Origin of the sequence: Streptomyces olivochromogenes, assembly GCF_021538895.1 — a bacterium.
In the GTDB taxonomy this organism is placed as follows: Bacteria; Actinomycetota; Actinomycetes; order Streptomycetales; family Streptomycetaceae; genus Streptomyces; species Streptomyces olivochromogenes_A.
On sequence record NZ_JADDRL010000084.1, the window covers coordinates 1 to 19,744 of the forward strand.

The 19,744-nt window shown below is 72.9% G+C and carries 14 protein-coding genes; 5 read left to right on the plus strand and 9 right to left on the minus strand.

Annotation, left to right across the window (positions count from 1 at the left end; translation table 11 throughout):
• The 7 genes from IPZ69_RS32860 to IPZ69_RS32890 all read right to left on the minus strand — a co-directional run.
• On the minus strand, positions 1-869 hold an 869-nt coding region (locus IPZ69_RS32860), incomplete at its 3' end, for a protein kinase domain-containing protein (protein ID WP_235458314.1).
• A 200-nt stretch (positions 870-1,069) separates the two neighbouring features.
• Positions 1,070-2,029, minus strand: coding sequence for a threonine/serine dehydratase (locus IPZ69_RS32865; protein ID WP_235458315.1), 960 nt, complete (start codon positions 2,027-2,029; stop codon positions 1,070-1,072).
• 84 nt (positions 2,030-2,113) lie between these two features.
• On the minus strand, positions 2,114-3,142 hold the full coding sequence (locus IPZ69_RS32870; protein WP_235458316.1) for a polyprenyl synthetase family protein: 1,029 nt from the start codon (positions 3,140-3,142) through the stop codon (positions 2,114-2,116).
• Positions 3,139-4,182, minus strand: a complete 1,044-nt coding sequence (locus IPZ69_RS32875) for a tetratricopeptide repeat protein (protein ID WP_235458317.1) — start codon at positions 4,180-4,182, stop codon at positions 3,139-3,141. The genes IPZ69_RS32870 and IPZ69_RS32875 overlap by 4 nt, the downstream gene beginning before the upstream one ends.
• Positions 4,183-4,377: 195 nt before the next feature.
• Positions 4,378-5,055 carry an AIM24 family protein gene (locus IPZ69_RS32880; RefSeq protein ID WP_235458318.1) on the minus strand — a complete coding sequence of 226 codons (678 nt, stop codon included), beginning with the start codon at positions 5,053-5,055 and terminating at the stop codon, positions 4,378-4,380.
• Positions 5,056-5,123: 68 nt separating this feature from the next.
• Entirely contained in the window at positions 5,124-6,431 is a 1,308-nt protein-coding gene (locus tag IPZ69_RS32885; RefSeq protein ID WP_235458319.1) for a CAP domain-containing protein, read from the minus strand.
• 102 nt (positions 6,432-6,533) lie between these two features.
• The gene (locus IPZ69_RS32890) at positions 6,534-7,799 is read right to left on the minus strand and encodes a serine hydrolase domain-containing protein (protein ID WP_235458320.1); all 1,266 of its coding nucleotides are present in this window, start codon (positions 7,797-7,799) and stop codon (positions 6,534-6,536) included.
• A gap of 334 nt (positions 7,800-8,133) precedes the next feature.
• Between IPZ69_RS32890 and IPZ69_RS32895 the strand changes: the two genes are divergently transcribed.
• Positions 8,134-9,918: a M4 family metallopeptidase gene (locus IPZ69_RS32895; protein ID WP_235458321.1), complete on the plus strand. Its 1,785-nt coding sequence runs from the start codon at positions 8,134-8,136 to the stop codon at positions 9,916-9,918.
• Here IPZ69_RS32895 and IPZ69_RS47965 read toward each other — a convergent pair.
• A complete protein-coding gene (locus IPZ69_RS47965; protein WP_374294667.1) occupies positions 9,884-10,021 on the minus strand; it encodes a twin-arginine translocation signal domain-containing protein in 138 nt (45 codons plus the stop codon). The two genes, IPZ69_RS32895 and IPZ69_RS47965, sit on opposite strands and share 35 nt — an antisense overlap.
• 35 nt (positions 10,022-10,056) lie before the next feature.
• On the opposite strand from IPZ69_RS47965, the gene IPZ69_RS32900 reads away from it, so the two are divergent.
• Genes IPZ69_RS32900 through IPZ69_RS32915 form a run of 4 tightly spaced genes read left to right on the plus strand, consistent with a single transcriptional unit; the run spans position 10,057 to position 16,774 of the window.
• Positions 10,057-11,250 (plus strand): ROK family transcriptional regulator, encoded by a 1,194-nt coding sequence (locus IPZ69_RS32900; protein WP_235458322.1) that lies wholly within the window; start codon positions 10,057-10,059, stop codon positions 11,248-11,250.
• 36 nt (positions 11,251-11,286) lie between these two features.
• On the plus strand, positions 11,287-13,179 hold the full coding sequence (locus IPZ69_RS32905; RefSeq protein WP_235458323.1) for an alpha-galactosidase D: 1,893 nt from the start codon (positions 11,287-11,289) through the stop codon (positions 13,177-13,179).
• A gap of 17 nt (positions 13,180-13,196) precedes the next feature.
• Complete coding sequence (locus IPZ69_RS32910; RefSeq protein ID WP_235458324.1) at positions 13,197-15,554, plus strand: glycosyl hydrolase family 95 catalytic domain-containing protein; 2,358 nt, start codon at positions 13,197-13,199, stop codon at positions 15,552-15,554.
• Positions 15,551-16,774 carry an SGNH/GDSL hydrolase family protein gene (locus tag IPZ69_RS32915; protein ID WP_235458325.1) on the plus strand — a complete coding sequence of 408 codons (1,224 nt, stop codon included), beginning with the start codon at positions 15,551-15,553 and terminating at the stop codon, positions 16,772-16,774. The genes IPZ69_RS32910 and IPZ69_RS32915 overlap by 4 nt, the downstream gene beginning before the upstream one ends.
• On the opposite strand, the gene IPZ69_RS32920 is transcribed toward IPZ69_RS32915, so the two are convergent.
• Positions 16,771-19,695: a helix-turn-helix transcriptional regulator gene (locus IPZ69_RS32920; protein ID WP_235458326.1), complete on the minus strand. Its 2,925-nt coding sequence runs from the start codon at positions 19,693-19,695 to the stop codon at positions 16,771-16,773. The two genes, IPZ69_RS32915 and IPZ69_RS32920, sit on opposite strands and share 4 nt — an antisense overlap.
• Positions 19,696-19,744 lie beyond the last annotated feature (49 nt).

Here is a 19,744-nt window from a genome sequence, read left to right on the forward strand (position 1 = left end):
TCCTCGGGGTGTTCGCCGAGGACGCGGGTGAGGGCCTCGCGGACCACCGGCCGGGTCGGCCGTTCCCGGGAGTCCTTGCGCAGCAGCCCCAGTACGGTCTGCGTGAGCGGACCGGCGCGCAGCGGCGGGCGCAGGGGCAGCCGGTCCACGCCCTTGAGGGTGGGCTCGTGCCCGCCCCGGTCACGGAACGGGGGCCGCCCCTCGATCATCGTGTAGAGGATCGCGCCCAGCGCCCACATGTCCGCGGCCGGCCCGATGCGCTCGTCGCGGGCCTGTTCGGGCGAGGCGTACGACGGTGCGGTGACCCGGGGGGCCAGGGTGGCGCCGGCCAGTCCGAAGCCGGTGACCACGACCGGTCCCCGGTCGCTCACGAACAGCTGGCCGGGGCTGAGTTCACCGTGCGTGAAGCCCTCGCCGTGCGCGGCCTCCAGCACGTCGAGCAGTTCCAGGCCGATCCGGGCCGCCCGCGCACAGGCGAACGCCCCTTCACGGGCGAGGAGTTCGCCGAGCGGTGTGCCGTCGATCCACTCGGCGACGGTCCAGAGCGTGCCGATCTCCTCGACGGCGTCGATCACGGTGGCCACCCGGCCGGGGCGGAGCACGCCCATGAGTGCGGAGGTGCGCAGGATGCGGGCGGTGGTCAGGTGCGCGGTCTCCTCGGCCGTGCCGTAGGGCAGCGCGATCTGCGTCACCAGGAGCGGCCGCCGCGCGGCGCCCGCGGCGTTGTCGCCGTACGCGGCGTCCCCAGCGGATTCGGTGGATTCGGCGTACCAGCACACGAGGTTCGTCTCCTGGTGGACGACCTCAAGGAGCCGGTACCTTCCGGCGACCGACTCGTGTCCGGACGCGTGCGCCTTGTCCATGGCCATCCTTCGCTGCTGCCCCTGCTTCTTCTTTCGTAGAGGTACGCGGGGCGCGACGGGGAGTGTTCAAAGGATCCGCAACTCCGGCCCGGTTCTTGCCTTCCATTCAACTGGTCGATGGCGTCCGGGACTTCGGGAAAACGGCCTGCGTCCACGCTTCGACCTGCGGGTAACCGAGGGTAAACAAACACGTGCGCGGTCAGGTGTCAGCGCGGACCGAACCGTTCGGTCCAGGCCATGAGGTCCTCGCGGGTCGTGTTGCCGCCGCACACCACCAGGCCGATCCGGGCGCCGTCGCCCACCCGCTCCCGTACCCGCCGGGCCGCGGGCAGCAGACAGCCGGCGGCGGGCTCCGCCCACACCTTGGCGTGCTCGGCGAGGTCCAGGCAGCCGCCCACGGCCTCCCGGTCCGGCACCACGAGGACCTCCGTGACCAGGGCGGACACATGCTCGTACGTCAGCGGGGAGACGGACGGGGCGCTGAGCGGAGTGACGACCGAGGAGAGCGCGACCGGTACCGGCCCGCCGGCCGCCAGCGCCTCGGACATGGCCTGCGCGCCCTCCGTCTCCACGCCCCAGACCCGGACGTCCGGGCGGCGGGCGCGCAGCGCGGCCGCCACACCGGAGATCAGGCCCCCGCCGCCGATGCTCACGATCACGTCAGTGAGTTCACCGGCGTCCTCGGCGAACTCCAGCCCCACGGTGCCCTGCGCGGCGATCACGACAGGATCGTCGAAGGGGTGGACCAGGGTCAGCCCCTCGTCCCGCAACGTCTCGACCAGCTCGAACGCGCTGCCCATCCCGTCGGTCAGCCGCACCGACGCCCCGGCCTCCTCGACGAGGGCGAGGGAGCGCGCGGGCGCCGTGCGCGGCATGACGACCGTCGCCTTCACGTCGAGCGCCGCCGCCATCACCGCGAGGGCGATCCCGTGGTTGCCGCCGCTGGCCGCCACCACGCCCGCCGCCCGCTCGGCCTCGCTCAGCGACAGCAGCTTGAGGGTCGCGCCGCGCGCCTTGAACGAGCCGGTGCGCTGGAGCTGTTCGAGCTTCGCGGTGACCGGCACGCCGAGCAGCTCGGACAGGCCGGGGCTCGGCACGGTCGGGGTGTGCACGACGTGTCCGGCGATCCGCCGCGCCGCGGTTTCGATGGCCGAGATGCCGATCAAGGTGGTTCACCCTTTCGGCGCGGGGGTGACGGACCGCGCCGCCTCGCACCCTGACCCGTCAGGAGTGCCGAGGTCAACACGGTGTCACAGGTCGCGGCGCACCAAGAAGTCGAGGAGGCTCCGCAGCTCACCGGCTGCCCCGGGCGCCAGCGGCACACCGGCGAGCGCCGTTCTCGCTGCCGCCGTGTGGAGGCGGGCCTCCGCCAGTGCCGCCGTGCGGCCGCCCGCCTCCTCGATGAGCAGGCTCGCCGCCTCGGTCCGCCCGGCCTCCAGGAGCGCGGCGAGGCGCCCGCCCGCGGGGGAGTCGAGCGCGGACAGCACGGGGAACGTCCTCTTCCGCTCGCGCAGGTCGCCGTGGACGGGCTTGCCGGTGACCGCCGGATCGCCCCAGATCCCCAGCACGTCGTCGGTCAGCTGGAAGGCGACGCCCAGGTGCCGTCCGGCCCGGTCGAGCGCGGTGACCGTGGGCTCGGGCGCGCCGCCGAGCGCGGCTCCCAGCGCGGCCGCGCAGCCCAGCAGGGCGCCCGTCTTGTGCTCCGCCATCGTCCGGTACTCCGCCGGCCGCACCCGCTGCGGCCCCGTCCACGGCCGGGTGGCGAACAGCAGGTCGTCCGCCTGCCCGCGCACCAGGTCGGCCAGGGCCGTGGACAGCAGGCGCACGGTGGCCGGTCCGTCCGGGGCGGTCGCGAGGGTCTCCACGGCCAGCGCGAACAGGGCGTCGCCCGCCAGCACCGCCGGGCCGGTGCCGTACGCCTTCCACACGGTGGGGCGGCGGCGCCGGGTCGGGTCGCCGTCCATGATGTCGTCGTGCAGCAGCGAGAAGGTGTGCACCAGCTCCACCGCGACCGCCGCCGGCACTCCGGCCCGACCGGGCGCACCCGCCGCCTCGGCCCCGAGCACGGCCAGCGCCTGCCGCACGCCCTTGCCGCCGGGCGCCGCCACGGGCGCGCCGCCGACCTCGCACCAGCCGAGCGAGTACCCGGCCATCTCGCCCACCCACGGATGCAGCCGTCCCACGGCCCGAGTCAGCGCGGGCCGGACCAATTCCCGGCAGCGTTCGAGGACCTGGGGCACCGAGGGCGGCGCCTGCACCGCCGAGGAAACCGCCGTCACCGGGCGACCTCCACGCCCGCCACGCCGAACTCCTCCTGCGCCCGGGCCACCATCTCCCGTGCGTGCCGCAGTCCGCTGCTCTCCAACACCCGGGCCAGATCGGCGAGTTCGGCCGCCGTCTCGGCGCTGTCGCGGCCCAGTCGGGCCAGCGACTTGGCGAGGCCCAGCCGGGCCAGCGCCTCGCCACGCGGCTCGCTCATCGTGCGGAACTCGTCGAGCGCCAGCTCGTACAGCTCCCGGGCCTCGGCGTAACGGCCCGCGCGGTAGAAGACGTTGCCGCGCATCTTGTGGTTGTAGGCCAGCGCGCTCGTCAGGTTCATCGCCCGGCAGGTCGTCTCCGCCCGCGACAGCAGCTCCAGCGCCTGCTCCGGGTCCCCGTCGCGCACCGAGACGATGTCGGCGAGCCCGCGCAGCGCCCAGGCGTGTCCGCGCCGGTCCTCGGCCCGCTCGGCGATCTGTGCCGCCTCCTCGAACATCGCGTACGCCGTGTCGTAGGAGCCGGTGTTGCGGTGCATCTGCGCGATGCCCTCCAGCGCCCACACGGTGTGCCGCGCCTCGCCGCGCCTGCGGGCCTCGGCGAGGAGTTGCTCGTGCAGCCGGCCGACGGCCTCGTAGTCGCCCTGGATGCGGCCGGTCTCCGCGAGGCCCGCCAGCGAGTACCCCCGGACGACGATGTCGCCGCCGCGCTCGCCGAGTTCGGCCGCGAGCCCCAGCAGCCGCCAGGCCAGCGGGAACGCGCCGCGTTGGCGCGCGAGGGTGCCGCCGCTCCACAGCGCCCAGGCCATCGCCGCCTCGTCCCCGGCCTCGCGGGCGGCGCGGTAACTCGCCTTCCACGCCCGGTCGGCGTCCCGCACCTGGCCAAGTCGCCGGTGCGCCTCGGCGACGGCGAGTCCGCAGCGCGCCTCCTCGTCGCGCCGTCCGGTCCGCTCGGCCTCCCGCAGTTGCTCGGTGCCCGCGGCCAGCACGTCGGTCAGCGAGGAGTTGACGGAGAGGGCGGTCAGGGCGCCCTGGTACTCGGGGGCGAATGCCTTGCGGTACATGGCAGCCTTTCTCAACACACCGTGTATACATAGTGCGTATACGCAGTGCGTATGCACTTTGTGTATACATGGTGTGTATAGATCTGTGGAAAAGAGCCCTGGCCACGTGGGCCAGGGCTGCACGTTGTTGTGGATCAAGACGCCGGTACGGCCGGCGGGGTTGCCTGTGAGGCGCAGATCACCGCGCCCGACGCGTCAGTGCTGCTGCGCCTTCTGCGGGGTCACCTCGCTCGGGCGCACCACGACGAACCCCTCGCCCTGGAGCATCAGTTGCACGGCCTCGCCGGAACCGCCGCGCAGCATCGAGCCGATGGACTGCGACCGGTGCAGCGAGGTCTGCAGGCGGGCGGTCCAGCCGACCACGGCGTCCGTGTCGACGTACACCGGCTGCTGCGGCGAGACGGGTATGACCAGCGGGTTGCCCTCGCAGACCAGCCCGAGGCTGCCCTGACCGGTGAACACGCTGTTGAACAGCCCGCCGCCGGCGATGCCCGAGCCCTTGACCGTCTTGATCTCGTACGACAACGAGGCGTCGAAACACAGGACGTTGCGGCCGTTGACGGTGAACTCGTCGCCCGCCTCGACCTCGACGACGAAGCAGTTCTGCGCCTCGTGCGCGAACCACGCCTCGCCCTGGCCGCGCACCGCCATCAGCGGCAGCCCCTCACCGGTGACCGCGCGCTTGAGCATGCCGCCCACGCCCTGGCCCTTGCGCTCGAACTTGAGGTTGCCGCGATAGGCGACCATCGCGCCCTGGCGGGCGAGCATCTCGCCGTTGACGGTGTACTTGAGGCACTTGGCGTTCTCGACGGTCAGGCCCGGTTCGACGGACGCCTGCGCCATGTGCTGACTGGAAAAGAGATCACCCTTCATGCGCGCATGGTGTCCCGGACGGCATCGTTCCGCCAAGATCACGGACCGTGGTTCTTCCGGAGCGGCCCTCAGGCGCCGAACATCTGGGTCCAGTACGTGCCGGCCCGGCCGCCGCCGGCGAAGCCGATGCCGATGTGGGTGAAGTCGGCCTTGAGGATGTTGGCACGGTGACCGGGACTGTTCATCCAGCCCTCCACCACCTCCGCCGCGGAGCGCTGGCCGCAGGCGATGTTCTCGCCGATCGTGCGCCGGGCGGAACCCGCGGCGGCGGCCCGGTCCCACGGCTGCGAACCCTCGGGCGAGGTGTGGGAGTAGAAGTCCCGGGCCACCATGTCCGCGCTGTACGCTTGCGCCGCGGCCGTCAGGCGCGGATCGACGGCCAGCGGCGGCAGACCGGCCCCGCGGCGTTCCCGGTTGGTGAGCTTCACCACCTCGGCGCACGTCCGGCCCAGACCGTCCGCGGTGAGCGGCCGGGCCCACAGGGCGGTCCAGTACGTGTCGCCGGTGCGGCCGCCCGTCAGGTACGCCAGCCCGGCGTGCGTGAGGGCCGGGTCCTGGAGGGTGCGCCGGGCCTGGTCGGTGCGCAGGCAGTACGCGAGGAAATCGGCGGGGGTGCGTGGGCCGGAGACGAGGTGTTCGCCGACCGCGACGTACGCGAAACCGGTGGCAGTGATCCGCTGGTGGACGAAGGTGCCGTCCCGGCTCTCGGGGTCCAGGCTCCCGGCGGCGGCCATGGCCGAGGCGTGGGCACGCGCGGCGGAGACGAGCCGGGCGTCGAGGACGACCGGCGGGGAACCGGCGGCCGCGCGGGCCGGGTTGACGAGCTTGAGGTAGCCGTCGGGGTCGGGTGCGGGGGAGTGTGCCGTGGGGGAGTGCGCGGCCGCCGGGGGCCGCTCGTCCTCCAGGACATCCACCCCGAAGTCCCGGGCCAGTCCCGCCAGTCCGTCGGCGTACCCCTGGCCCATCGCGCGCAGCTTCCAGGCGGCGCCCCGTCGGTAGAGCTCGGCGAGCAGCAGCACGGTCTCCTGGCGCGGCTGCGGCGGCTGGAACCGGGCGACCGTGCGACCCCGCTGATCTTCGACGTGGAGCGTCGCGGCGGGTAGGCGGCCGAGCGCGGTGCCGGGGTCGGCCGGGCTCACGACCAGCGTGACGCGTACGGCACCGGCGCGCAGGCGCGCCGGGTCGACGGTCAGCGTGTCGCCGCGCAGGTGGATGCCGGGGGCGGCCGGCTGGTTGTAGAACACGAAGTCGGCGTCGCCCCCGACCTTGCCGCCCTCGTCGGTGACGAGCGCGGACACGTCGAAGGGACCGGGCACCCGCAGGGTCAGGGCGCCGCCCGGCAGGGGCAGATTGCCCCCGGGAACCAACTCGCTCATCGCGCCGCCCGGGTGGTGAGGGTGCGCACGCACCGGTGGGGAAGTCGCCCGTACAACGTCCGGGCGGCGCGCGATGGTTCCCTTGCGCGGGACGGGGCGGGCCTACCCCACGCCCGCGGGCGCCATGTCCTCGTCCGGTTCCGTCGTCGCGACCGGCTGCGGGGTCTTTGGGGGCCTGCCGCAGAACGCCGACTCCAGGGTGCCCGCCATCGTGTCGAGCACCTTGCCGTTGTTGGAGGTGTCGGCGAGCGCGGCGATGCTCCGCCTGCCGTCCTTGGTGGTGAAGGCGTACGTGTAGTAGCCCTGTACGGCGCCCGTGTGGCCGTACACCGAGATCCCGCACGACAGGGTGCGCCGGCGCAGCCCGAGCCCGTAGGCCGTCGTGCTGTTGACCGGGGTCCAGCGCTCCATCTCCGCCAGCCGCGCGGACGAGGTCAGCCTGCCGCCGAGCAGCGCCGAGAAGAAGGTGTTCAAATCGTGCGTGCTGGAGATGATGGCGCCCGCGCTCTGCGCCCAGGACGCCGTCTGCTCGGTGGCGTCGACGAGCGCGGCGCCCGCCGTGTCGGGGGTGAGATAGCCGCGGGTGTAGCGGCCCGGCATCTTCGTGTCGGGGTGGACGTAGAAGGTGTCGCGCAGGTTCAGCGGCTTGAAGATGCGGTTCTGGTACTCGGTCCGCACGGCGTGGCCGGTGATCTTCTCGATGAGCAGGCCGGCGACGACGAAGTTGGTGTTGGAGTACGAGTAGGCGGCGCCGGGCGCGTTGGTGCGCGGCTTCTGCAGGGAGAGGGCGACCAGTTGCCGGTAGGTGAAGACCTTCCTGCGCACCGCCTCGAAGCCGGAGACGGAGTGGGCGAACATGTCGTTCGAGTAGTCGTACAGCCCGCTGCGGTGGCTCAGGATGTGCCGGACCGTGATCCGGTCGTCCGGGAGCAGACCCGGCAGGTAGCGGTTGACCGGGGCGTCCAGGGTGAGCCGGTGCTCGTCGGCCAGTTGCAGCAGCACGACGGCGGAGAAGGTCTTCGTGACGCTGCCGACGCGGAAGCGGTCGTCGGTGCTGATGGGCCGACGTGTGCTCCGGTCGGCGACGCCCTGGGTCGCCTTGTGGACGCTGCCGCTGTCGTCGATCCGCGCCATCGCGCCGGGCGCGCCCTGCGCCACCGCCGAGCGCAGCACCGCGCGCAGCCCCGTCATGTCGGGGGTCGGCAGACGGGCGGCCGCCGCCCGTGGGCGCGCCTGCCCGCTCGCGGCAGGCCCGTGCGCGGCCCGTCCGTTCGCGGCATGCCCGGTCGCGGCCTGCGCCGGGACCGCGACGAGCGACAGCACCACCGCTCCGAGTACCGCGCTCTTGCCCACCGTTGCTGAGACCATCCGGCTTCGGCTCCCCTCCGCACCCGCGTCGGTGCGAGATTCGTCACATCTCGGCCAGGGAACCTACTCGCCTGGCCTCACATCACCACAGTTGACACACAGTTGGCCATGTCTCGATCACCCTGCGGAACGCATTCGTAAAAGATTGTCATAGAAGGTCGCGAAAGCGATCATTCCGGCTTTACGCGGACATGACTTTTCCGTAAGGGTTTCGGTCGGGGACCCGACCAGTCTCCATGGCGCTCAACGGCGCCGTGCCCAAAGGCGGTTGGCATTTTCGGCCGTCTTCGAAACAAAGGAACCCTTATCAGTGCGTAGACCGCACATACGCAGCGTGGCGGTTGCCGTCGCTGTGACGACGGCCGCCACGGGCCTGGCCGGCACGGCTTTCGCCGGTCCCACCACGGGGGTGGAGCAGTCCGCGACGAGCGCCGCCACGACGACCGCGTCGGTCGTGTCGGCGGCTCGCGCCGCCGCCGTCGCCCACGCGTCGGCGACCGGCATATCCCACGGCGATGAACTCCACGCCCAGGACGTCATGATCGACCCGGAGGGCGCGCGTCACGTTCGCTTCGTCCGGACCCACAACAACATGCCGGTGCTCGGTGGCGACCTCGTCGTCCACCTCTCCCGGCAGCTGAGCTACACCGGTGTCACCCGCGCGGCAGCGCGCGCCGTGAAGCCCTCGGCCACGCAGGCCAAGCTGACGGCGAACCAGGCGGAGGAGAAGGCCGCCGCGGTTGCCAAGGGCGAGGCGGGCACGGCCGAGCTGGTGGTGGACGCCCGGCGCGGCGCTTCGGCCCTCGCCTACCAGGTGACGGTGACCGACAGCACCGCCGCCGAGGGCGGCTCCCGGACGGTCGTCGTCGACGCCGTCACGGGCAAGGTGCGCAGCAACGCACCGGTCAGCGACGAGTTCCTGTCGCCGAAGCTGCTCGACACCCTGCGCAAGCGGGGCGAGTCGATCGACCCGGCCACCGGCATCGGCTCGCAGGCCGCCGGCCTGACCGGCGCGACCGAGGCGACCGGGTCCGGTCTGACCGGCGCCGTCCGCTACCCGAGGACGCTGCCGGGCACCGGCAAGTCCCTGTTCGTCGGCACGGTCGGGCTCACCGTCCAGCAGACGGCTCGCACGAGCTACCTGCTGAAGGACCCCAACCGCTACGGCACCGAGACCCGTGACGCACGGGGCTCGGAGACCGAGAACTTCGGCGCGGGCAAGAAGATCACCAGCACGACCAGCACCTTCGGCAACGGCGCGACCTCCAACCGCGCCAGTGCCGCCGTCGATGCGCAGTTCGGCATCACGAAGACGCTGGACTTCTACAAGAAGACCTTCAACCGCAAGGGCATTGCGAACAACAGCAAGCCCGCGAAGGCGATGGTCCACTGGGGCAAGAAGGTCGCCAACGCCTTCTGGGACCCGACGTGCGGCTGCATGCTGTACGGCGACGGTGACGGCGTCATGTTCAAGAAGCCGCTCGTCGTCCTCGACGTCACCGGTCACGAGCTGACCCACGGCGTGGTGGACGCGACGGCGAAGCTGGAGCCGACGTTCCAGGACAGGAACGGCCAGTACGGTGAGCCGGGTTCGCTGAACGAGTCGCTGGCCGACATCTTCGGCTCCAACGTCGAGTTCTTCACCAACAACGCGAAGGACACGCCGGACTACCTGATCGGCGAGAAGCTGGGCCTGGCCCAGAAGTTCCTGCGCCGCCTCGACAAGCCGTCGCTGGACCGGCTCGAGCGCACGGTCGACTACTGGTCGCCCGACGTCTTCTACACCGAGGTGCACGCCGGTTCCGGCGTCTCCTCGCACGCGTACTACCTCCTCGCGGAGGGCAGCGGCCAGAAGACGATCAACGGCGTCAAGTACGACTCGCCGACGTACGACGGCGGGACGGTCAAGGGCATCGGCCGCACCAAGGCCTCGGCGATCTTCTACCGTGCCCTGACCCGCTACATGGTCTCCACGACCGACTTCCACGACGCGCGCGTCGCGACGCTGAAGGCGGCCAAGGACCTCTACGGCGCGACCAGCGTCGAGTACAAGACGGTCGACCGGGCCTGGGCCGCGGTCAACGTCACCGCCGCGAATACGCCGGCCGCCCGTCACTGACGGCAGCCGGACCACGGCAGACCAGGGTGCCCCGCCTCGCGCGGGGCACCCGCATGTCCGCCCCCAGAACAACTGCCGCTCCAGCAACCGCTGTTTCTTTCATTGACAGCGGAAAATAATGGCCCTAGGTTCCCGGCCATGCGCTCGACCTCCCGCACCGAGACGTTCCCCGCGCACACACCGGCCGCCTCGCAGGTCTTCACCACCCTTCTGTCCCACGGCCCCCTCACCCGGCTGGCGGCCGCCCGCCGCGCCGGACTGTCACCGGCCGCCGTGACCAAGGCGGTTCGCCCCCTCATCGAGGCCGGCTATCTGGTGGAGGACGCCGACGACGAACCCCGTGCCGCGCTCGGGCGTCCCGCGAACCCGGTGCGGGTGGACGGCTCACGCGCCCTGTTCGTCGGCGTGAAGGTGACCGGCGACGAGATCATCGGCGTGCTGACCGACCTGTGCTGCCGCATCCGCCTCGCCCGGCGCGTCCCGCTGACCGACCGCGCGACCCGGGCCGTGCTGGCCTCGGTCGCCGACCTCGTGCACGACCTGCGGGCCGGGGCGGACGACATCGGCGTGCCGGTCCTCGGCCTCGGAGTCGCCGTCTCCGGTGACGTCGACCGCGCCGAAGGCGTCGTGCGCTACTCGCCCTTCCTGGAGTGGCGGGACGTCCCCCTCGCCGAACTCGCCGCCATGACCACCGGGTTGCCGGTCACCGTCGACAACGATGTCCGTGCCCTGACGATCGCGGAGCAATGGTTCGGCGCCGGAGTCGGGCTGTCCGACTTCGCCGTCGTCACCGTCGGCGCGGGCATCGGCTGCGGTCTCGTGGTGCACGGCCGGGTCGTCGCGGGCGCGCACGGCGTGGCGGGCGAGATCGGCCATGTGGCCGTCGACCCGGCCGGGCCGCCCTGCCACTGCGGCAACCGCGGCTGTGTGGAGGCGATCGCCGGGGACGCCGCGATCGTCGCGCGGATGCGCGAGGTGACCGGCCGCAAAGTCGCGGATTCCGCCGCGGCCGTGGCCCTCGCCCACCAGGGACTTCCCGGGGCCCGGGAGGTGTACGCGCGGGCGGGGGAGGCCATCGGCCGCGGCATCGCCACCGTGGCCAACCTGTTCGGACCCGAACGCGTGATCATCTCCGGGGAGGGCCTCGCCGCCTACGACCTGTTCGCCGAGCAGATCCGGGACGCCTTCGCCGCGGCCGCTTTCGGCTCCGCCGCGCGCTGCGACGTACAGACCCGCCCGCTTCCCTTCGAGGAGTGGGCACGCGGGGCCGCGGCCGCCGCGATCCAGTCCTTCATCACGTCAACTCCCGCCGACGGATCGGGCAAGGGCTGAACCGCCCGACCCCGCAACCCCCTGGAGGTACGGCCCATGCGGTCACCCTCGTACGCCGTCCTGCCCGCACGCGGACTGAGAGCCGCGGTCGTCCTGGCCCTCACCGCGGGCCTCGCCACCGCGATCCCGGCCGCACACGCCGATCCGGCCATCGCCACCACGGCCACGACAGACACCGCCGACGCCACCGGCACGGCCGGCACCGGGCAGGCCGCACCGGCGGCTCCGACGACCCCGGCGGCTCCGGCCCTCGCGGCCAAGCCGTACATGGGCTGGTCGAGTTGGAGCATGCAGTCCTCGAAGTACCCGGGACTCAACCCGGACGGCGACTTCAGCTACCTCACCGAGGCGAACGTCCTCAAGCAGACCGACGCCCTCGCCGCCAAGCTCAAGGACTTCGGCTACGAGTACGTCAACATCGACTCCGGCTGGTGGCGCGACCGGGCGTGGAAGCCGGAGTTCGACGCATACGGGCGGCAGCAGGCCGACCCGGTCCGCTTCCCCAGCGGCATGAAGGCGGTCGCCGACCACATCCACGCCAAGGGTCTCAAGGCCGGCATCTACCTTCCCGCCGGCCTGGAGAAGGAGGCCTACGGCGACGGGAAGACGCCCGTCTGGAACGCCGACGGCTGCACCACCGCCGACATCGTGTACTCCGACCTGCGCACCACCAACGGCTGGGACAGCGCCTACAAACTCGACTTCGCCAAGCCCTGCACGCAGAAGTACATAGATTCCCAAGCCCAGTTGACAGCAGGCTGGGGCTACGACTTCCTCAAGCTCGACGGCGTCGGCCCCGGCTCCTCCAAGAGCGGCGACAACTACGACAACGTTGCCGACGTGGCCGCCTGGCAACAGGCCATCGCCGCCACCGGCCGACCCCTGCACCTGGAACTGTCCTGGTCCCTCGACATCGGGCACGCCGGCGACTGGAAGAAGTACTCCAACGGCTGGCGCGTCGACACCGACGTCGAGTGCTACTGCAACACCCTCGTCAGCTGGGAGAACTCCGTCGACGACCGCTTCGACGACACCCCCGGCTGGACCCGGCACGCCGGCCCCGGCGGCTGGAACGACCTCGACTCCCTCGACGTCGGCAACGGCGCCATGGACGGCCTCACCAAGGCCGAGCGGCAGACCTACGCCACCCTCTGGGCCATCGCCAAGTCCCCGCTCTACACCGGCGACGACCTCACCCGGCTCGACGACTACGGCCTCGCCCTGCTCACCAACCGCGAGGTCATCGCCGTCAACCAGGGCGACACGCCGCCCGCCCGACCGGTCACCCCCTCCGACCCGCAGCAGGTGTGGGCCGCCAAGAACCCCGACGGCACCTACACCGTCGCCCTGTTCAACCTCGCCGACGCCCCCGCCGCCGTCACCGCCGACTGGTCCGCCCTCGGCTTCACCGGCAAGGCCGCCGTCCGGGACCTGTGGAACCACGAAAACCTCGGCACCCGGCGCGGCGGCATCACCGAGGCCCTCCCCGCGCACGGCTCCCGCCTGTTCACCGTCACCCCGCACGGCTCCACCCTCACCAGCACCGCCTACGAGGCCGAGTCCACCGCCAACACCCTCGGCGGCAACGCCTCCGTCGCCGGCTGCTCCGCCTGCTCCGGCGAGAAGAAGGTCGGCAACCTCTACCTCGGCGGCACGCTCCGCATCAACGACGTCGTCGTCGCCAAGGCCGGCACCTACCTGGTCCAGGTCGCCTACGTCAGCGGTGACGCCCGCTCCGCGGACATCTCCGCCAACTCCGGCGGCGCCGTCCGCCACACGTTCCCCTCCACCGGCGACTGGGGAACCGTAGAGAGGGTGAGCGTGCCCGTGACGCTCAGGGCCGGCACCAACTCGATCACCTTCGACAGCTCGGGCCCGGGGTACGCCCCGGACATCGACCGGATCTCCGTCCCCACCTCGCCGCGCTAGAGCACCCGGAGCCCGCCATGGACATCCACCCCAGCAGACGCGGCTTCCTCACCCTCGCCGCCGCGACCGGCGCCCTCGCCGGACTGCCCGCCTTCACCGCCTCCGCCGCACCGCAGCGACCCGCCGACGCGCCCGCCGCCACCACCGACCCGCGTCACCTGCTCTGGTGGCAGGCCCCCGCCGACGACCACTCGATGATCGAACAGGGCCTGCCCGTCGGCAACGGCCGCCTCGGCGCCCTCGCTAGCAACGACCCCGGCCGCGAACTCCTCCTCGTCACCGACGCCACGATGTGGACCGGCGGCCTCAACGACACCCTCGACGCCGACGGCCAGTTTCCCTACGGCCGCGAGGACTTCGGGTCCCTCACCCTCCTCGCCCGGCTCACCGTCGACCTCCCCGACCACGACCTGTCCGCCGTCACCGGCTACCGCCGCACCCTCGACCTCGCCCAGGGCGTGGTGACGACGTCGTACGTCCGCTCCGGAGTCACCTACCGCAGAGAGCTGTTCGCGAGCCGCCCCGACGACGTGCTGGTCCTGCACCTCACCCAGAACGGCGGCGGCCGCTACACCGGCACCGTCACCCTGGACGGCACGCACGGCGAAACGCCGTCCGGCGCCGAGTCGTTCGCCGGCGCCCTCCCGGGCGGGCTGCGCTACGGCGCCGCGATCACCGCGTACGGCAGCGGCGGCAGCGTTCGCGTCGACGGCACCCGCATCACCTTCACCGGCTGCAAGGACCTGACGGTGGTGCTGAGCGGCGGAACCAACTACGCGCCCGACGCAGCCACCCACTACCGGGACCCCTCCCTCGACCCCGAGGCCCTGGCCCGCACCAAGGTCCGCGCCGCCGCCCGCAATTCCGCGGACACCCTGCTGCGCACGCACGTTGCCGACCACCGGGCGCTGTACGACGCTTTCGACATCTCGCTCGGCACCTCGACGGCCCAGCAGCGCGCCCTGGACACCTGGGAGCGGCTCCGGGCCCGCGCCCGGGACGGCGTACCGGACCCCGAACTCGAAGCCGCCTACCTCCAGTTCAGCCGCTACCTGATGATCTCCGGCTCCCGGGGCAGCCTGCCGATGGGCCTTCAAGGGCTGTGGCTCGACGGCAACGACCCGGACTGGATGGGCGACTACCACACCGACATCAACATCCAGATGAACTACTGGATGGCCGACCGGGCGGGCCTGTCCTCCTGCTTCGACGCGCTCACCGACTACTGCGTGGCCCAGCTCCCCTCCTGGACCGACGTCACCCGCAGACTCTTCAACGACTCCCGCAACCGCTACCGCAACTCCAGTGGCAAGAACGCCGGCTGGACGGTCGCCATCTCCACCAACCCGCACGGCGGCGGGGGCTGGTGGTGGCATCCGGCGGGCAACGCCTGGCTGTGCAACACCCTGTTCGAGCACTACGAGTTCACCCGCTCCCGCGGCCACCTGGAGCGGATCTACCCCCTCCTCAAAGGCGCCTGCGAGTTCTGGGAGGCGCGGCTGCTCACCACCACCCTGCCGGGTACCTCGCGCGAGGTCCTGATCGCCGACAGCGACTGGTCGCCCGAGCAGGGCCCGCTCGACGCGAAGGGCATCACCTATGCCCAGGAGCTGGTCCGGGCGCTGTTCGGCAACTACGCCACCGCCGCCGCCGAACTGGGCCGGGACCGCGGCTACGCCGACACCGTCGCCGGGCTCCGCGACCGCCTCTACCTACCAGTGGTCAGCCCCACAACGGGCTGGCTGGAGGAGTGGATGTCGCCGGACAACCTCGGCGAGACCACCCACCGGCACCTGTCCCCGCTCGTCGGCCTCTTCCCCGGCGACCGTATCCGCCCCGACGGCTCCACCCCCGCCGACATCGTGGCCGGAGCCGCGGCCCTGCTGACCGCCCGCGGCATGGAGAGCTTCGGCTGGGCCAACGCCTGGCGCAGCCTGTGCTGGGCCCGGCTGAAGAATCCCGACAAGGCCTACCAGTTGGTCGTCAACAACCTGCGCCCGTCCAGCGGCGGCAGCAACGGCACGGCACCCAACCTGTTCGACATCTACCAGGTCGAGCGGGGCCGGGGCATCTTCCAGATCGACGCCAACTTCGGCACCCCGGCCGCGATGGTCGAGATGCTGGTGTACTCCCGGCCCGGCCATGTGGAGCTGCTGCCCGCCCTGCCCGACGCCTGGTCGGCGGCCGGCGCCCTCACCGGAGCGCCGGTGCGCGGCGGCTTCGTCCTCGACCTGGCCTGGCGCGACGGCAGGCCGACCGAGGCCCGGCTGCGCAGCGTCGGCGGGCGGACCACCGAGGTGGCCTACGGCAGCAGGTCCAGGACGGTCACCCTCAAGCCCGGGGAGTCCGTCACGCTGAAGGACCTCGCCCGGTGACCGCCCGCCTCGCGCGCGCCGTCCGCTGCGCGGTCGTCCTGCTGGCCGCGGTCGCCTGCCAGTCCGCCCCCGCCCAGGCGGCCGACGCCCGGCACGACGTCGTCACCTGGGCGGCGAGCGCCGACCGGCTGGGCGAGGGCGTGGCCGACCGTGGTTACCGGCTGGTCGTGCACACCAGCGCGGCCGGCAGCGAGCTGCGCGTCCGCCTCTCCAACGCCTTCGGGGACCGGCCCCTGACCTTCGACAACGTCCACGCCGGCGTCCGGCGCCAGGGCGCCGAGCTCCAGAAGGGCAGCAACCGGCGGCTGACCTTCGGCGGGGCCCGTACGGTCACCGTGCCGGCGGGCGCCACGGTCTGGAGCGACCCGCTGCCCGGCAAGGTGCCCGCCGGGACCGACCTCGCCGTCAGTGTCCACAGTCCCGACGCGGCGGGCCCGGCGACCGGTCACGGCATGGCCATGCAGACCTCGTACGTCACCCAGGGCGACCACACGGGAGAGGAGGGCGGGGGCAACTGGACGGGCACGACCGGCTCCTGGTTCTACCTCGACACCGTCTCGGTGCGGCCCCCGAGCGCGGCCACCGGAGCCGTCGTCGCGCTCGGCGACTCCATCACCGACGGCTGGCAGTCCACCACCGACCTGAACCGCCGCTGGCCCGACTACCTGTCCCGGCGGCTCCGGACGGCCGGGACCACGGTCGAGGGCGTGGCCAACGAGGGGATCTCGGGCAACAAGGTCCTGGCGGACGGCGCCGGACAGAGCGCCCTGCACCGGCTGGACCGGGACGTCCTGTCCCAGCCCGGTGTCCGTACCGTCTTCCTCTTCGAGGGCGTCAACGACATCAAGGCGCACACCGGTGTCACCGCGCAGGACATGATCGCCGGGTACCGGGAGATCGCGGACCGGGCCCACGCCGCCGGCAGGTGCGTCGTCGGCGCGACCGTCGGCCCCTTCAAGGGCTGGTCCGAATGGGATCCGGCCGCCGAGGCCGTACGCCAGGAGGTGAACCAATTCATCAGGACGAGCGGGGAGTTCGACGCGGTCGCCGACTTCGACCACGCCCTGCGCAGCCCGTACGACCCCGAGCGGATCCTGCCCTTCCTCGACGGAGGTGACCATCTGCATCCCAACGACAAGGGCATGCAGGCCATGGCGGACACCGTCGACCTCGACCGCCTCGACTGCCGGTCCCAGGCCCTGTCCTGGCCCCCGTCCTAGGCCGTCGGCTCCGGTGTGATCAGGCCCTCGCGATAGGCGACCGCGACCGCCTCCGTGCGGCTCGCGGCGCCCAGCTTGGCGAGGATGTTGGAGACGTGCACACTCGCCGTCTTGCCGGTGATGAACAGCTCCTCACCGATCTGGCGGTTGCTGCGGCCGCGGGCGAGGAGCCGCAGCACGTCCTGCTCACGGGCGGTGAGCGGAGAAGTGCGCTCCCCGCCGGACGGGGTGTCCGCGAGGCGGCCGCGACGTATCAGGGCGTCGACCCGCTCCAGGAGTGGCGCCGCGCCCAGCCGGGTGGCCGTCTCCCGGGCCTCGCGCGCCCGGACGGCCGCCTCGGCCCGCCGGTCGGCCGCCAGCAGGGCCTCGGCCAACCGCACCCGGCAGCGCGCCCGTTCGTACACGTCGCCGTCCTCGAACGCGGCGACCGCCTTCTCCCAGAGCGCCACGTCCGGCCCTACGACGGCCCACGCCCACTCCGCCTCGGCACGGGCCAGCCAGGCCCGGCCCTCGGGACCCTGCGCACCGCCGTCCTCACCCCGCTCGGCCGTCCCCCGCGCCCGCTCCACCAGTTCCGTCGCGGTGTCCGTCCAGCGGCGAAGGCCCGCCTCGTCGCCGGCCCGGCGCAGTTCGGCGGCCCGGACGGCGACGGCGGCCAGACACAGCGCGGCCAGCCGGACCGTCACGTCGGGACGCCGCCCCGAGTCGTCGCTGAGGGCCTTGACCGTCGCGCGCATCCGTTCCACCGCCGCCTCCGGGTCCCCGCGCAGGGCGGCCGCGTCGGTGAGCACGATCCCGGCGACGAGCGTGCCCATCCAGTCGAAGGGCCCCTCCAGCAGCGCGCGGGCCCGCTCGACGGCCCGCAGGTCGCCGCGCGCCAGCGCCACGTACAGAGCCGGTCCGAGCGCGTACCCGCCCGCCGTCTCGGCGTCCGCGTCCGCCGTGCGCACGCACTCGTCCCACCGGCCCAGCATGTACAGCGCCAGCAGCTGGAGATAGCGCATCTCCCGCGGATACGGCGAGGACAGCAGCCCGGCGCGGCGGGCCCGCTCCAGCCCCTCGTCCAGCCACGGCAGACAGTCCTGGAGATCGCCGGACTCGAAACAGCCAATGGCGAGGTTGAACAGCGCGCGCATCTCCACCGGCGCGTTCCCCGCGCCACGGGCCAGCTCCCGGGCCTGCCGCAGGCGTTCGCGGCCCTCCCGGGAACCGCGGCCCGCGCCTTCGAGCCCGGTCAGGGAGACCAGCAGATCGGCCTCGGCGTCGGTGACCCGCAACTCCCGTGCCACGGCCAGGGCCTGACGGGCCAGGCGCAGCGCCGTCCCGGTCTCGCCGACGTGACGCGCCGCCAGGACATGCGTGGCCGCAGCCCACAGCCACGTCCGTGACGGCGGCTCCTGCGGGATCATCGCCAGGGCCTCGCTGCTGTACGCGTACGCCGCCGTCAGACTGTCGACGGTCAGCAGGTTTCCCGCCAGGGTGTAGCGGATGCGCGCGGCGAGTTCGGAGTCCGCGTCGTGGCCGGCCCCGGCGAGCGCGGCACGCGTCAGGGACACCGCCCGGTGCGGGTCCCCGGCGTGCGCGGCGGCCGCCGAGGCGCGCAGCGTCAGCGTCACCCGGTCGAGCCCCTCGCCCGCCGGCCGGGCGGCCGCCGCCACCGACGACCACAGGTCGAGCGCGGTCTCCAGGTGCCGCAGCTCCTCGGCGGGCGCGCCCACCCGCTCGGCGTGATCGGCGGCCTCCAGGGAGGCGGCGAGCGCCTCGGGCAGGTCGTGGCTCTCACGGTAGTGGTGCGCCCGTTCGGCCGCGCTCTCCGCGCTCGGGCCGCGGGCGGCGAGCAGCCGGGCGAACGCGCCGTGCAGCCGGGACCGCTCCCCGGGCAGCAGATCGGCGTACACCGCCTCGCGCGCGAGGGCGTGCCGGAAGGAGTACGTGTCTGCGTCCCCGGGGACGAGCAGCTGCCGTCCGACCGCCTCGCGCAGCGCCGACTCCAGCTCGTCCTCGGGGAGTCCGACCGCCTCCCGCAGCAGCTCGTGCCCGACCCGCCGCCCGGCGACGGCGGCGGTGCGCAGCACCTGCTGGGCCGTGTCGGACAGTTGCTCGACCCGGATGAGGAGCACGTCGGCCAGCCCGCTGGGCATCCCGGCGGCGCCCATGTCGGTGGCCGCGACCAGCTCCTCCGCGTAGAAGGCGTTGCCCTCGGCGCGCTCCACGATCCGGCGGACGGTGGTCTCCGGCAGCGGGCGGTCCCGCAGGGCCCGGACCAGCCGGGTCACGTCGTGGTCGGGCAGCGGCCGCAGCTCCAGGCGCTCGACGGCGGGCAGCCGGACCAGTTCGGCCAGCAGGGGCCGCAGGGGGTGGCGGCGGTGCAGGTCGTCCGCGCGGTACGAGGCGAACACGGCCAGGCGCCGGGCGGGGCCGCCGCGGCTGAGCAGGAATCTGAGCAGGTCCCGGGAGGACTGGTCGGCCCAGTGGATGTCCTCCAGGACGACGAGCAGCGGTGCCAGGTCCGCGAGGTCGGCCAGCAGCCCGGCCACGCCCTCGAACAGCCGCAGCCGGCCGTCGGCGTCCCGGGCGGTGTCCGTCCCGGCGCCCAGCAGCCGGTCCACCACCGGATGCGCGGCGAGCGCGGCGGCGAACCGCTCGTCGGCGGCGAGCGCCCCGAGGATCTCGGTGAACGGCAGATACGGCAGGCCGACGTCACCGAGGTCGACGCAGTGCCCGGTGACCACGGTCGTGCCGGACGCGACCGCCCGTTCGACGGCCTCGTCCAGCACCCGGGTCTTGCCGACCCCCGCGTCCCCGGCGACGAGCACGGCCCGCGCCTCGCCGTGATGGGCACGCTCCAGCACGTCGGCCAGCCGGGAGAGCTCCCCGTCCCGGCCGATCAGCGGTGGCGTGATGAAGGCGGTCTGCGACACGCCCCCATCCTGGCACGAGCCACCGACAACGTGATCGGCGGCCGGGCGG

Excerpts from the sequence above, each read along its gene's own strand:
- IPZ69_RS32875 (WP_235458317.1), bottom strand. The coding sequence starts at position 4,182 with ATGTACCGCAAGGCATTCGCCCCCGAGTACCAGGGCGCCCTGACCGCC.
- IPZ69_RS32880 (WP_235458318.1), bottom strand. The coding sequence starts at position 5,055 with ATGAAGGGTGATCTCTTTTCCAGTCAGCACATGGCGCAGGCGTCCGTC.
- IPZ69_RS32885 (WP_235458319.1), bottom strand. The coding sequence starts at position 6,431 with ATGAGCGAGTTGGTTCCCGGGGGCAATCTGCCCCTGCCGGGCGGCGCC.
- IPZ69_RS32890 (WP_235458320.1), bottom strand. The coding sequence starts at position 7,799 with ATGGTCTCAGCAACGGTGGGCAAGAGCGCGGTACTCGGAGCGGTGGTG.
- IPZ69_RS47965 (WP_374294667.1), bottom strand. The coding sequence starts at position 10,021 with ATGAAAGAAACAGCGGTTGCTGGAGCGGCAGTTGTTCTGGGGGCGGAC.
- IPZ69_RS32900 (WP_235458322.1), top strand. The coding sequence starts at position 10,057 with ATGCGCTCGACCTCCCGCACCGAGACGTTCCCCGCGCACACACCGGCC.
- IPZ69_RS32905 (WP_235458323.1), top strand. The coding sequence starts at position 11,287 with ATGCGGTCACCCTCGTACGCCGTCCTGCCCGCACGCGGACTGAGAGCC.
- IPZ69_RS32910 (WP_235458324.1), top strand. The coding sequence starts at position 13,197 with ATGGACATCCACCCCAGCAGACGCGGCTTCCTCACCCTCGCCGCCGCG.